This is a genomic window from Flavobacterium terrae (genome assembly GCF_900142035.1).
GTDB lineage: Bacteria > Bacteroidota > Bacteroidia > Flavobacteriales > Flavobacteriaceae > Flavobacterium > Flavobacterium terrae.
Window position 1 is genome coordinate 336,126 of record NZ_FQZI01000002.1, and the last position, 12,847, is coordinate 348,972.

Annotated in this window: 13 protein-coding genes; 9 read left to right on the forward strand and 4 right to left on the reverse strand. The window is 33.0% G+C overall.

Annotated elements, in window-relative coordinates; genetic code table 11:
- Positions 1-46: 46 nt before the first annotated feature.
- Positions 47-1,306, forward strand: a complete 1,260-nt coding sequence (locus BUC09_RS05850) for an NAD(P)/FAD-dependent oxidoreductase (RefSeq protein ID WP_073309605.1) — start codon at positions 47-49, stop codon at positions 1,304-1,306.
- 31 nt (positions 1,307-1,337) lie between these two features.
- Here the strand turns inward: BUC09_RS05850 and BUC09_RS05855 are convergent, their stop codons facing one another.
- Positions 1,338-2,978: a hypothetical protein gene (locus BUC09_RS05855; RefSeq protein ID WP_073309607.1), complete on the reverse strand. Its 1,641-nt coding sequence runs from the start codon at positions 2,976-2,978 to the stop codon at positions 1,338-1,340.
- Between the two features lie 89 nt (positions 2,979-3,067).
- Positions 3,068-3,841 (reverse strand): hypothetical protein, encoded by a 774-nt coding sequence (locus BUC09_RS05860; protein WP_073309609.1) that lies wholly within the window; start codon positions 3,839-3,841, stop codon positions 3,068-3,070.
- Between the two features lie 115 nt (positions 3,842-3,956).
- On the opposite strand from BUC09_RS05860, the gene udk reads away from it, so the two are divergent.
- The 8 genes from udk to BUC09_RS05900 all read left to right on the forward strand — a co-directional run bounded on the left by udk (position 3,957) and on the right by BUC09_RS05900 (position 11,289).
- A complete protein-coding gene (gene udk, locus BUC09_RS05865) occupies positions 3,957-4,565 on the forward strand; it encodes a uridine kinase (RefSeq protein WP_073309611.1) in 609 nt (202 codons plus the stop codon).
- Between the two features lie 112 nt (positions 4,566-4,677).
- On the forward strand, positions 4,678-5,013 hold the full coding sequence (locus BUC09_RS05870) for an FtsB family cell division protein (RefSeq protein ID WP_073309613.1): 336 nt from the start codon (positions 4,678-4,680) through the stop codon (positions 5,011-5,013).
- 73 nt (positions 5,014-5,086) lie between these two features.
- The gene (locus BUC09_RS05875; RefSeq protein WP_073309615.1) at positions 5,087-6,454 is read left to right on the forward strand and encodes a methylmalonyl-CoA mutase subunit beta; all 1,368 of its coding nucleotides are present in this window, start codon (positions 5,087-5,089) and stop codon (positions 6,452-6,454) included.
- A gap of 10 nt (positions 6,455-6,464) precedes the next feature.
- Positions 6,465-6,917, forward strand: coding sequence for a VIT1/CCC1 transporter family protein (locus tag BUC09_RS05880; protein ID WP_073309617.1), 453 nt, complete (start codon positions 6,465-6,467; stop codon positions 6,915-6,917).
- Entirely contained in the window at positions 6,918-9,044 is a 2,127-nt protein-coding gene (scpA, locus tag BUC09_RS05885) for a methylmalonyl-CoA mutase (RefSeq protein ID WP_073309619.1), read from the forward strand. It begins immediately after the preceding gene.
- A 141-nt stretch (positions 9,045-9,185) separates the two neighbouring features.
- On the forward strand, positions 9,186-9,407 hold the full coding sequence (locus BUC09_RS05890; protein WP_073309621.1) for a helix-turn-helix domain-containing protein: 222 nt from the start codon (positions 9,186-9,188) through the stop codon (positions 9,405-9,407).
- Complete coding sequence (locus BUC09_RS05895) at positions 9,404-10,663, forward strand: DNA cytosine methyltransferase (RefSeq protein WP_073309622.1); 1,260 nt, start codon at positions 9,404-9,406, stop codon at positions 10,661-10,663. Before BUC09_RS05890 ends, BUC09_RS05895 begins: the two co-directional genes overlap by 4 nt.
- A gap of 2 nt (positions 10,664-10,665) precedes the next feature.
- The gene (locus BUC09_RS05900) at positions 10,666-11,289 is read left to right on the forward strand and encodes a hypothetical protein (protein WP_073309624.1); all 624 of its coding nucleotides are present in this window, start codon (positions 10,666-10,668) and stop codon (positions 11,287-11,289) included.
- A gap of 27 nt (positions 11,290-11,316) precedes the next feature.
- On the opposite strand, the gene BUC09_RS05905 is transcribed toward BUC09_RS05900, so the two are convergent.
- Positions 11,317-11,880: a hypothetical protein gene (locus BUC09_RS05905; RefSeq protein ID WP_234972526.1), complete on the reverse strand. Its 564-nt coding sequence runs from the start codon at positions 11,878-11,880 to the stop codon at positions 11,317-11,319.
- A 22-nt stretch (positions 11,881-11,902) separates the two neighbouring features.
- Positions 11,903-12,811, reverse strand: coding sequence for a phytanoyl-CoA dioxygenase family protein (locus BUC09_RS05910; RefSeq protein WP_073309626.1), 909 nt, complete (start codon positions 12,809-12,811; stop codon positions 11,903-11,905).
- Between the last annotated feature and the right edge of the window lie 36 nt (positions 12,812-12,847).

Sequence of the window (12,847 nt, forward strand, 5' to 3'; positions counted from 1 at the left end):
TGAACTCGCAAAAGTAATATTTTCTTAAGAAAAAAAAAGAAAAAAAATGACAAAGGAGATAGTAGATGTTTTAGTGATTGGCGCAGGACCATCAGGCTGTGTATCAGCATCATATTTACACAATAACAATGTAAAGGTAAAAGTTGTCGAAAAAACTAAATTTCCTAGGCTAGTTGTTGGTGAAAGTTTGATACCTCGAGTGATGGATCATTTTTATGAAGCTGGTTTATTTCCTGCACTTGACGCAATGAATTTTGAAAAAAAACTAGGCGCACGCTTTATCAGAGGAGAAGAAATTTGTGTATTTGATTTTAGCGATAAATTTTCTGAAGGTTGGGATTGGACTTGGCAAGTTCCTAGAGCTGACTTTGACAACACTTTAGCGCAAGAAGTTATTAGAAAAGGTATTGACTTAGAATTTGAAAGTGAAGTTCTTGCGGTAGAGTTTAACGGAAGCGATTCTATTACCACTGTTAAAGATAAAGATGGTAATATGAAAGAAATTCATGCTAAATTCATTATTGACTCTAGTGGATATGGACGTGTTTTACCTAGACTTTTGGACCTTGACACACCTTCAAAATTAGACCCTCATTCTTCAATATTTACTCATGTTAAAGATATTAATCGTCCTGAAGGAGAAGAAGGTACTTTAATTTCATTCGATATTTTAGAGACCGAAGTTTGGTTATGGGTTATTCCTTTCTCTAACGGAAATACAAGTTTAGGAGTTGTTGGCCCTACTGATTTCATCAATTCACTTTCTACCAATAAAGACAATGCCGAGGCTTTAAAAAATGCTATTCAGTTATCTGATTATTATATAAAGCGTTTTGGAGGTGTTGAATTCTTGTTTGAGCCTGTTAAACTTGAGAACTACTCTCGTTCTGTTAAGAAAATGTATGGAGATGGGTTTTCATTAACTGGAAATAGTTCAGAGTTCTTAGACCCTGTATTTTCATCAGGAGTTGCTTTTGCTACTGAATCTGGTATGCTTTCAGCAAAATTAGTTCACCGTCAACTTCAAGGAGAAAAAATAGACTGGGAAGTAGAATTTACGCAATACATGAGAAGTGGAATTGGAGTATTTACTACTTATGTTAAGGAATGGTATACAGGAAATTTACAAACCTTATTTTTCCACCGACCTGAAAACCCAGAAGTTAAAAGAAAAATATGTGCTGTCTTAGCAGGTTATGTTTGGGATCAGGAAAATCCTTTTGTTAAAAAACATGATAATGTAATCAAAAATATGGCTCATTTGATAAATCTAGAAAAAGAGCAAAAAATAGAAAACCCATCTTAACGATGGGTTTTTTATTGTAATTTATCTAAGCTTAATTCAAATTAATCTTCAACATTACATCCTCTTTTTTCTTTTTATAAGCCTCCATCATAAATGAATTTTCGGAAGATTGGAAAACTCTGTCCATATTAATTTGATGCAAATTAAATTCCTCCATACCTCTTACATCCAATATTGAACCTTTAGTAACAGAACCATCTTTATCATTTATTTTTACACAAGTTAAATACCCACCTTTTCCATCTGAATGCCTTGCTGGGAATTTATTTAAAGGCAAATCAATATTTTTAACATTATCTAGAAAAACTACATAGTGATTATTATTATTGAATAAATATTGGAATGACATTCCTCCTCTACCTCTACTTCCTATTTGATTTTTAGGAATTTTTTTCATCCATCCTAATTTTCCATTCGAATCAATTTTTGCAGCATATACACTACCATAATAGTACGTATAACTTGTTCTGGTTCCAGATGATGTCATATAAGTATGAACAATTACATTATAAACTTCACTTGTTAAGACAATACTTCCATCAGGATTCAAACTCAAATCTCTTAAAACAAGATTTTTAATATTAGCACCTTCTCCATCTTCATCCTCTTTTGCTTCTTTTTTCTCATTCTTTTTAGCAGTTTTTTCAGAAACATATTGATTCATTAATTCTAAAGGAAATTCAATAAAATTTTTATTGATAACCGCAAAATTTTTATCTAATTGAAAAGTAACAAATCCGTCTGCATCATCTAAATCTTTTGATCCACTGTTGTAAATTCCACCAAAAACCATTTTATCATCTGGAGAGTCAATAAACTTTAAATTATTGATAAATTTATCTTTCAAATCGATTTTTGTAGTTTGAAATTCTTTGGCATTAGCTTTTAAAGTTAAAATTTCTAAATGATAGTTTGGTTTATCATCCTTTTTACTTTTTCTATCTTTATTAGAATCATCTTCAAATATTTTTTCTAGCAAAAATAAATCACCATTTTTATTTAGTTGATAATCTAAGTTTTCCATAATTCTTTCAGTGTATGGCATTTTTACCTCACTTTCAGAATTTACAGACAAATCAAAATTTAATACTTTATAACCTATAATTTCATTACTTTTTTTATCATTTTTAACTTCTGGAATTCTTGAAAACTTAACAAGCATTTTACTTTTATCATGTGATCTATAAAACTCAAATTTTCTTAAGTTAAAATTCATATACTTTATAGTATTTGGAGCCATACCTTTAACTTTTCCATCAATATAAAATACACGTTTAGGCTCAGAAACAAACTCCCCTTTTTCAATATCTATTTCTGCTGCAAATAATTGCTCTCTTTTAACATTTCCTCCATCCCATGACGAGTAAAAAATATAATATTTATTACCAAACTCATATACTTCTTCAATAACACCGTTTTTAGGCAAAAATTCTTTATACAGTTTTTCACTTACAAATTTTGGTTTTTCATTATCAAATTTTTGTATCATTATATTTCTACCATCAATCTTTACGGCTATAGAATTGTTATCTCTAGAAAAATAATGTTTTTCATCAGCATCAAAAACCTTATAGGGTTCACTTACTTTATACGAATAAGAGTCTTCTACTTTCATTTGCGAAAACGAAAGCATTGAAAGGAACAACATAGCTCCTAAAAAAAAATTTTTCATTAATTCTATTTTTATAATTTGCGGCAAAAGTACATTAAACTATTGTAATTTTAATTAATAAAAAAACCGGAGTAATCCGGTTTTTTTTATTATTGTTTTGACTCTTCAGTCATTCTCGTGTATTCATAAATTAAGAAACTCAAATACCCCCATTCTATAGAGTTTAAAGGGTATTGCTTAATAAACTCTGGATTGTCACCAAAAATTTCATTGTAATAATCTCCAAAGTCACTTTTGTGCATCCAAAAAACTTTATCACCTTTCTTTAGATAAAAAGATTTTAAAAGTCCCCCTCCCATTTGCATACCTCCAAAACTTACACCTTGAGTTTCATTTGCATTTGGATCACCATATACTTCGATAATACTATTAAATTCAGGATTAATTAACTGCATTAAATATTCCTTGATCTCTTTTTTATTTTTCAAAGAAACTGTTTGGTTTTTAAAATACACTGTTTCCTTGTTTGTTGCTTTTTTCATTTTTTTAGTCGCTAAGCTTCTAATGTTGGTAGCATTTTTAAATGCTTTTGCCCCTTTCTCAGCACCACTCGGAGCCAAATACAATTCACTAATTAAGGCAGCATCTAACTCTTCTTGTTTACCAGTAACACTGTCTTTAAATTTAATATCAGTAATTTGTCCTTTTTTTCGGTCAATGTCTTTAAAGTATCCTTTAATAACTCTTCCATCTTTAAGAATAACAGTGGAAGTTTTTTTATTATTAACAGTTGTAAAAACTTCTTCAAACAAATAGGCTTCCATTTCTTTGATCTTTTCTTTACTGTACTTTATTTTTTCACTACTTTGTGCAAAAACAAAAGAAGACACAAATAATAAACTCAAGGCAGCAATTTTCTTCATTATAATTAGTATTTAGTTATACTGTAAAAGTATTATTTTTTTTAATGAATAATCAATAGCACTACAAAAAATAAATCCATAATCCCTATTTTTGCAGTTCACAAACAAGACAATTATGCTAATTATAGGTATTGCCGGAGGAACTGGCTCAGGAAAGACTACTGTTGTTCACCAAATTATGAATGAATTACCAGAAACTGAGGTAGGTATTATTTCTCAAGATCATTATTACAAAGAAACAAGTGATTTAAGTTTAGACGAACGTACAAAAATCAATTTTGACCATCCTCGTTCTATCGATTTCGAACTTTTAGTACAACACTTAAAAGACTTAAAAGATGGTAAAGCAATCGACCAACCTGTTTACTCGTTTGTAAAACACAATCGCACCGGTGACACAATCCACACACTACCTCGCAAAGTAATGATTGTAGAAGGTATCTTAATCCTAACTAATCCGGAACTTCGTGAAATGTTTGACATCAAAGTTTTCGTTCATGCTGATTCTGACGAAAGACTTATCCGTCGTTTAAAAAGAGATATTGCAGAGCGCGGAAGAGACATGGAAGAGGTTTTAAATCGTTACCAAACGACATTAAAACCAATGCACGAACAATTCATTGAGCCTACAAAAGCCTTTGCTGACATCATTATTCCTAATGACAAATACAATACTGTTGCTATCGATGTGGTTCGAGCAGTAATTAATCAACGTATTTCATAAATATTTACTATTTTTAGGAGCTATTTCCCGCTATTCGCTATATCTTTTTGATGGCTTCGAGAGCCTCAGCCATCAAAAAGGATGTCGCTACTATCGGGGCTAAAAAAAACCAATGACAAATCCAATTGAAAAGATAACTTCCAAAAAACCTTGGCTAAAATTTTTAGGCAACAGGTACTTTTTGGTTTCATTGTTTTTTGTGGTTTGGATGCTTTTCCTTGATAATTATTCTTATTTAGATCACCGAGTTTTAAATAAGGAAATTGATGAGCTTGAAGACAACAAATCTTATTATCAAGAAGAAATAAAAAAAGACAAAGGGCAGATTAAAAAACTCAAAAATCCTGCTCAAATAGAAAAATATGCTAGGGAAAAATATTATATGAAACGTGAAAACGAAGACATTTATATAATAGAATTTGAAGGAGATACAATTGAAAAAAATTAGTCACCAATAAATAAAATCGAATTTCTAACCCTAAAAGTTAGAATCATAAAGTTGGTATTTGGAATTTCAAATTATGAAAAATAACTTATTTAAAGATTTCGAACCCGTTTCGTCCAAACAATGGAAGCAACAAATTCAGTACGAACTAAAAGGGGCAGATTATAACGAAACACTAGTTTGGGAAAGTCCAGAAGGCATAAAAGTAAAACCTTTTTACCATGCGGATGAAGATGCAAACATAAATAATGTTCCATCTTCTAATGAACCTTTCAAAATCTTACAAAACATCTTTGTTTTTGACATAGACAAATCAATTAAAAAGGCAAAAGATGCCATTGCAAGAGGTGCAGAAAGTTTACGATTTACAATAGAAAACGAAGAAACTGATGTTGCTAAACTACTTTCGAACATCGAAATCGAATCAATTCCAATTTACCTAACTGTAAAATTTCTTTCAGATAGCTTTTTACAAAAAGTAAATGCTGTTGCAGCTACAAGAAACACGACAATATATTGCTTAATCGACCCTATTCATCAACTGGCTTCAGATGGTAATTGGTTCACAAGTCAAGACAATTTTGAAGTTGTAAACTCAGCAATCAACAACTGTAAAAACATAAATGTTGTTTCTATAAATGCTACTTTGTATCAAAATGCTGGTGCTACTATTGTTCAGCAATTGGCTTACACACTAGCACATCTAAATGAATATTTCAACAAATACAAAAAAATAGAACAGCCTATTGTAATTGAAACAGCAGTAGGAACCAATTATTTTTTCGAAATCGCTAAACTAAGAGCATTACGTCTATTATTTTCGGCACTTGCAAAAGAGTACGATCATACTTTAGATTGTCATATCATAGCAACTCCTACAAAACGCAACAAAACACTTTACGATTATAATGTGAATATGCTTCGCACTACTACCGAATGTATGAGTGCTATTTTAGGCGGAGCAAATGTGGTTTCAAATCTTGCTTATGATGCCATTTACCATAAAGACAATGAGTTTGGCGACAGAATTTCAAGAAATCAACTATTGGTTTTAAAACATGAAAGCTATTTTGACAAAGTAGAAAACCCTTCAGATGGTGCTTATTATATTGAGAGTTTAACGTCTCAACTTGCCAACAAAGCACTTCTACTATTTAAAGATATCGAAGCTAATGGCGGTTTCTTACATCAGTTAAAAGAAGGAACCATCCAAAAGAAAATACAAGAAAGCGCTCAAAAAGAACAAGAGTTATTTGATTCAGGTAAAGAAATTCTTTTGGGAACTAACAAATACCCGAATAAAAATGACCGCATGAGTCATGACTTAGAACTTTTCCCTTTTGTAAAAATAAAGCCACGAAAAACATTGATTACACCAATAATTGAAAAGCGTTTGGCCGAAAAAATAGAACAAGAGCGTTTAGAAACCGAAAAACAACCATAAAACCAACACTATGAAAAAGCTATTATTATTAGTATTAGTTCTTACAAGCTTTACCTTTTTTGGCCAGACAAAAAAACTAGAAGCTACTAATAAAACTACGGGCAAAACTGTTCTTTTCGAAGACGGACAAAGAACTAAAATTGCCACATTAGATCGTAAAAAAATGGTAGGTAGCTTTTCAGTAAAAGACAATGAAACCATCACCATCGACGGAGCCGAAGTAAAAATTAACAACATAGCAAGCATTAAAATTTACCCTAAAGGTGGCCGTACAGTAAAAAATATACTTTTTGGAGCCAGTGCTGGATTATTAGTTACTTCAGGAGTTTTAGCTGCTGGAAGTAATGAATCTGCGGTAGCTGTGTTTACTGGAGGTGTTGCTACTGCTGCTGTTGGCGCTTTGGTTAACAACAAAAACAAAAACTTAAGTTACCGTCATTATCAATTTCAAGTTATAGAATAAATAGTGAGAAAAAATATTCAACATATTACTTTAGAGTCATCAGCTAATAGCCATCAGCCATCAGCTAATAACTCTTTTTTAACAGCTGAAGGAATAGAAGTAAAATCTTCTTATGCTGAAGCTGACATTCAAGGTTTAGAGCATCTGGATTTTGGCGCTGGTTTTGCACCCAATTTACGAGGTCCTTACGCAACGATGTATGTTCGCCGTCCTTGGACAATCCGTCAATACGCAGGTTTTTCTACTGCCGAAGAAAGTAATGCTTTTTACAGAAGAAATTTAGCTGCTGGCCAAAAAGGATTATCGGTTGCGTTTGACTTGGCAACTCACCGTGGATACGATTCAGATCATGAGCGTGTAGTTGGTGACGTAGGAAAAGCAGGAGTTGCCATAGATTCGGTAGAAGACATGAAAGTGCTGTTTGACCAAATTCCATTAGGTGAAATGTCGGTTTCGATGACGATGAATGGTGCGGTGTTACCAATTATGGCCTTTTACATTGTAGCTGCCGAAGAACAAGGTGTGGCTCCTAACCTATTGTCAGGAACAATTCAAAATGATATTCTAAAAGAGTTCATGGTGCGTAATACTTACATTTATCCACCTACGCCTTCGATGAAAATCATTGCGGATATTTTCGAATATACGAGTAAAAACATGCCTAAATTCAATTCAATATCAATTTCTGGTTACCACATGCAAGAAGCAGGTGCCACTGCCGATATTGAGTTGGCTTATACTTTAGCGGATGGATTAGAATACATTCGTACTGGATTAGCTGCAGGAATGGATGTAGATACATTTGCTCCTCGTCTATCGTTTTTCTGGGCGATTGGAATGAATCATTTTATGGAAATTGCAAAAATGCGTGCCGGTCGTATGCTTTGGGCAAAATTATTGAAACAATTCAACCCTAAGGACGAAAAATCATTAGCACTAAGAACACACTGCCAAACATCGGGTTGGAGTCTAACAGAACAAGATCCTTTTAATAATGTAGCGCGTACTGCTATCGAAGCTGCCGCAGCAGCTTTTGGAGGAACTCAATCCTTACACACGAATGCTTTAGATGAAGCGATTGCTTTACCTACTGATTTCTCAGCACGTATTGCGCGTAATACACAAATCTTTTTACAGGAAGAAACCAAAATTTGCAAAACTGTTGACCCTTGGGCAGGAAGCTATTATGTAGAAAGTTTAACGGCTGAAATTGCTGAAAAAGCATGGGCATTAATCGAAGAAGTAGAAGAATTGGGCGGAATGACCAAAGCGATTGAAGCAGGTATCCCAAAACTTCGCATTGAAGAAGCAGCTGCACGTAAACAAGCACGTATTGACAGCGGACAAGATATTATTGTAGGGGTGAACAAATACCGTTTGGAAAAAGAAGATCCTTTACATATTCTTGAAGTAGATAACCAAACGGTTCGTAAACAACAAATTGAGCGTTTGGAACAAATAAAAGAGACGCGTGATAATGCAAAAGTTGCGGAGTGTTTAGCCAAACTAACCGAATGTGCTACAACAGGAAATGGTAACTTATTAGATTTAGCCGTTGATGCAGCTAGAAACAGAGCCACTTTAGGCGAAATTAGTGATGCTTTAGAAACGGTTTTTGGAAGATACAAAGCACAAATTAGAAGTTTTAGCGGAGTGTATAGTAAAGAAATTAAAAACGACGAAAGCTTTGAAAAAGCAAAACAATTAGCAGATGCCTTTGCTAAAAAAGAGGGACGTCGCCCTCGTATTATGATTGCTAAAATGGGACAAGACGGTCACGACCGTGGCGCTAAAGTTGTTGCTACAGGTTATGCCGATGTAGGTTTTGACGTAGACATTGGGCCATTGTTCCAAACACCACAAGAAGCCGCGAAACAAGCCGTAGAAAACGATGTACATATTTTAGGTGTTTCCTCTTTAGCAGCGGGACACAAAACGTTAGTTCCTCAGGTAATTGAAGAATTAAAAAAATACGGCCGTGAAGATATTATGGTGATTGTGGGTGGCGTAATTCCTGCGCAAGATTACCAATACTTATTTGACGCCGGAGCGGTTGCGGTTTTTGGTCCTGGGACTAAAATTAGCGATGCAGCCATTACGATTCTTGAGGTCTTATTAGAGGATTAAGTTATAATCTAAATATTTATAAAAAAACACCAGCAGAAATGTTGGTGTTTTTTTTATGCTTAAAACTTGTTAACAACTAAACCTTTCCTGCTTACAATTGTAAGCAGGTCAATTGTAAGCATAGCAATAATTTTATACACTATGAATATTAAAGAAAAATTTGGTTTAAAAGTAAAATCTCTTAGAGAAGAAAAAGGAATTTCTATTGAACATTTAGCCAATATTTCCAATGTGGATAGAAACTATATCTCAGATATAGAGAAAGGAAAAAGGAATGTTTCTATAGAAATTATGGAAAAGATAATAATTGCTTTAGATTTTGATTTAACAACATTCTTCAACGATAAAATTTTCAAGAAATGATGATGAAAGAGACTATATCAATAGATGAATTTGACGGAAAAAAATTTAAAATTCGTTTTGTAGAAGAAGATGATAATAGAAAAGCCGTTTTAACTCATTACTTACATAACTATCATAATGGTGTAAAAAAACATTATGAAAAAGAAGCTCTTGAATATCTTAATCAAATTATTGAATATAAAAATCAAGAAGAAGAATTAGGATTAGTAAATGAAGTTGCTTTACAACAATTATTATTTGAAGTAGAAAATGTTCCTTTCCCAACTCCAAAGGATTATACCTTTAAATTTATTGATTTATTTGCAGGAATTGGGGGCTTTAGATTAGCACTTCAGAACTTAGGTGGGAAATGTGTTTTTACTAGTGAATGGGATGAAAATGCAAAGAAAACTTATCGTGCAAATTTTGGTGAAACTCCTTTTGGCGATATCACAAAAGAATATACTAAAAACTATATACCTGATAATTTTGATGTTTTATGCGCAGGATTTCCATGTCAAGCATTCTCGATAGCAGGTAAAAGAGGTGGTTTTGAAGATACTAGAGGAACATTATTTTTCGATGTTGCTGATATAATAAAAAGAAAACAACCTAAAGCTTTTTTTTTAGAAAACGTAAAAGGCTTAAAAAATCACGATAAAGGAAAAACATTAGCTACTATTTTAAACACATTACGAAACGACTTAAACTACTACGTACCTGAACCTGAAATATTAAATGCTAAAGATTTTGGAATACCTCAAAATCGAGAAAGAATTTTTATTGTTGGTTTTCATAAAAACACAGGCATAACTAGTTTTGATTATCCAAATGTTTTAAATCAAAAAATTACATTCAAAGAAGTAAAAGAAGAAAATGTAGTAGACACAAAATATTATCTTTCAACACAATATCTACAAACTTTAGAAAACCATAAAGCTAGACACGAAAAAAAAGGTAATGGATTTGGTTACAACATTATTAAAGACGATGAAATTGCAAATGCTGTGGTTTGTGGAGGAATGGGAAGAGAAAGAAACCTAGTTATCGATCACAGAATTACAAATTACACACCAACAACAAAAATTAAAAGTGAAGTCAATAAACTTGGAATCCGAAAAATGACACCTCGCGAATGGGCAAGATTACAAGGATTTCCAGATAATTTTGTCATTCCTGTTTCTGACACATCAGCATATAAACAATTTGGCAATTCAGTTGCTGTTCCAGCGATTCAAGCGACAGCCAATGAAATCTTAAAATTAATATTAAAATAATAATGGGAAAATTAAACGATTTAAGCATTACCATTGGAAAAGATAATAAAGCAGAAATTATTTTTGATAGTTTATTCCCGAATTTTTTTGAAATATCGTATACAAAACCTAACGAATATATTCAAAAATATTGGAATGCTTATGCTTTACATCCAGAAAGAAACAATAACCTAAACGGTAAAATATTTGAATACATTTTAGCTACACTTTGTATTCGAGAAGGCATTCTGCCTATATATATGAGTGCAAAAGTAGCATTTGTCCCTAATGTAATTTATGATTTAATGTTTTACACTTCAGAACGAGGTCCAATTTGCTGGAGTGTAAAAACAAGTTTAAGAGAAAGGTATAAACAAGCAGATTTAGAATCTATTGCGCTTAAATACGTTCACCGAAAAGCATTAAGTTATCTAATTACCCTTGAAGAAAATGAAGCAAAAAGTGTAAAAGCAAAAATTAAAAGTGGAGATGTTATAGGTCTTGACAACCTAATTGTTGCTACCTCGGAAGAATTCAATGAGCTAATTATAGAACTAAAAGGATATGAATTTTCAGAGCCTCCAACAGTAAAGGTTATTGAAAGTAATCAAATAATAACAAAAGAAAAAGTATCAAATATAATATAAACCAGCCTCACAGCTGGTTTTATATTATTAAAAATTTAATTTATCCACTTCCATCACCCCCTCCAAAAAATCAATACTTTTCACTTCTTCAAAAAAGTCGATTTCGGTTTCATGCGGTAAAAAATCAGAGATAATACGAACAATAAAATCTTGTGGTTTTTTGAGGTACATAAACGTATAATCTTCCATATTCACGACTGTTTTTTCGGCTAGATCTGTCGTTCGTACAAACTTATCTGAAGTCAAGGAAGACAAGCATGGTAAATTTAAATGTGCTTCTTTGGTAATGGGAGCGCCATTTTCAAACAAACCGCCTTCGTAACCATACAAAGAGGCATTGGTAATTTCAATAGGTTTTCCCAATTGCAAATAATCGGGTAAATCACTGGCTTTACCAACTATGGCCGCAAATCCCATCAATACACAAACATCATGTGGTGGCAATTGCATCATGGCTTTGGCAGTACTTTCTCTCCCTATTCCTGAAACAATGACTTCGTAGGTATGATTTAGTGTTGGTATTCGAGATAAAGCAGAAAGCACTTTTTCTCTTTCTATCTCCATGGGAGTGAGTATAATTATTTTTGACATTGTATATTGTTCTATTGTTTGTTTAAATCCATTGGGTAGGTTCTGTGTACTTTTCGCCAAAGTACGTTAGGTATTGTACCATTCGTGGCGTTGTACCATAATTAGGCGTTGCACAATGAGGCAAAGCCTGATGCCAAATGACCATATCACCAGCTTCTCCGGTTATGGGAATGGGTTGTAAGGTTGCTGTAGCGTAGGCTCGAATGTTTTCATCTTCGGGTACTTGTTTTATCCATTCTGCAATACTTCGATGAAAACCTGGCACACAATGAAACGCACCGTCTTTTGGTCCGCAATCAGAAAGGTAAATTAATCCTTGCAATCGAAACGGGATGGGTTGTTGCAAACTGACATCCCAATGCAAATCACTGCCTTTGAAACTGTAATTTGGAGTAATGGGAGGATTAAAGCTTACTTTATCGATCGTTTTATAAATTTGTTTGGATTGATACAACTGCTCGTAGGCTTTTTTTATTCGGGCAGAGGCTCTATTTTTTTCTAAAACGGGATGCTCAAAAAAGTTAACCATCAATCCCTTTTGCTCTGGATGTGCAACATACCAAGAGTCTGGATTGTCAGGTTCCATTCCTAAAAACTCCCATATAATTTGTTGAGTCGCTAAACAATCTTCTTTTGAAATGGCATTTTTTAAAACAAAATAGCCATTATCTTCAAAAAATTGCAAATCGGTTTCAGACAAAACATCTTCATTTTTATCCTCAACAGAAACTAGTGTTGTCGCTTTCTTATTGATCCAATTTTCAAAATCATCTGCAGAAGGTTTTTCAAAATACAAGTACTGCAAGGCTTCGTCTAAACCTATTCCGTTTTTGTACAATTGCTCAACTTCTTGCGCCCAACTTGCACTAGCTGAAGATTCTCCGTTTAATATTCGGTTTCTAAGTGACGCTAGAACAGAATTGGCAGACATATTTATGGTATTAAGTAAAGTTCAAAAATATGAAAT

What these genes read in the sequence shown, in the direction of transcription:
- BUC09_RS05850 (WP_073309605.1), top strand. Translation starts at nt 47, where the DNA reads ATGACAAAGGAGATAGTAGATGTTTTAGTGATTGGCGCAGGACCATCA.
- BUC09_RS05855 (WP_073309607.1), bottom strand. Translation starts at nt 2,978, where the DNA reads ATGAAAAATTTTTTTTTAGGAGCTATGTTGTTCCTTTCAATGCTTTCG.
- BUC09_RS05860 (WP_073309609.1), bottom strand. Translation starts at nt 3,841, where the DNA reads ATGAAGAAAATTGCTGCCTTGAGTTTATTATTTGTGTCTTCTTTTGTT.
- udk (WP_073309611.1), top strand. Translation starts at nt 3,957, where the DNA reads ATGCTAATTATAGGTATTGCCGGAGGAACTGGCTCAGGAAAGACTACT.
- BUC09_RS05870 (WP_073309613.1), top strand. Translation starts at nt 4,678, where the DNA reads ATGACAAATCCAATTGAAAAGATAACTTCCAAAAAACCTTGGCTAAAA.
- BUC09_RS05875 (WP_073309615.1), top strand. Translation starts at nt 5,087, where the DNA reads ATGAAAAATAACTTATTTAAAGATTTCGAACCCGTTTCGTCCAAACAA.
- BUC09_RS05880 (WP_073309617.1), top strand. Translation starts at nt 6,465, where the DNA reads ATGAAAAAGCTATTATTATTAGTATTAGTTCTTACAAGCTTTACCTTT.
- BUC09_RS05890 (WP_073309621.1), top strand. Translation starts at nt 9,186, where the DNA reads ATGAATATTAAAGAAAAATTTGGTTTAAAAGTAAAATCTCTTAGAGAA.
- BUC09_RS05895 (WP_073309622.1), top strand. Translation starts at nt 9,404, where the DNA reads ATGATGATGAAAGAGACTATATCAATAGATGAATTTGACGGAAAAAAA.
- BUC09_RS05900 (WP_073309624.1), top strand. Translation starts at nt 10,666, where the DNA reads ATGGGAAAATTAAACGATTTAAGCATTACCATTGGAAAAGATAATAAA.
- BUC09_RS05905 (WP_234972526.1), bottom strand. Translation starts at nt 11,880, where the DNA reads ATGTCAAAAATAATTATACTCACTCCCATGGAGATAGAAAGAGAAAAA.
- BUC09_RS05910 (WP_073309626.1), bottom strand. Translation starts at nt 12,811, where the DNA reads ATGTCTGCCAATTCTGTTCTAGCGTCACTTAGAAACCGAATATTAAAC.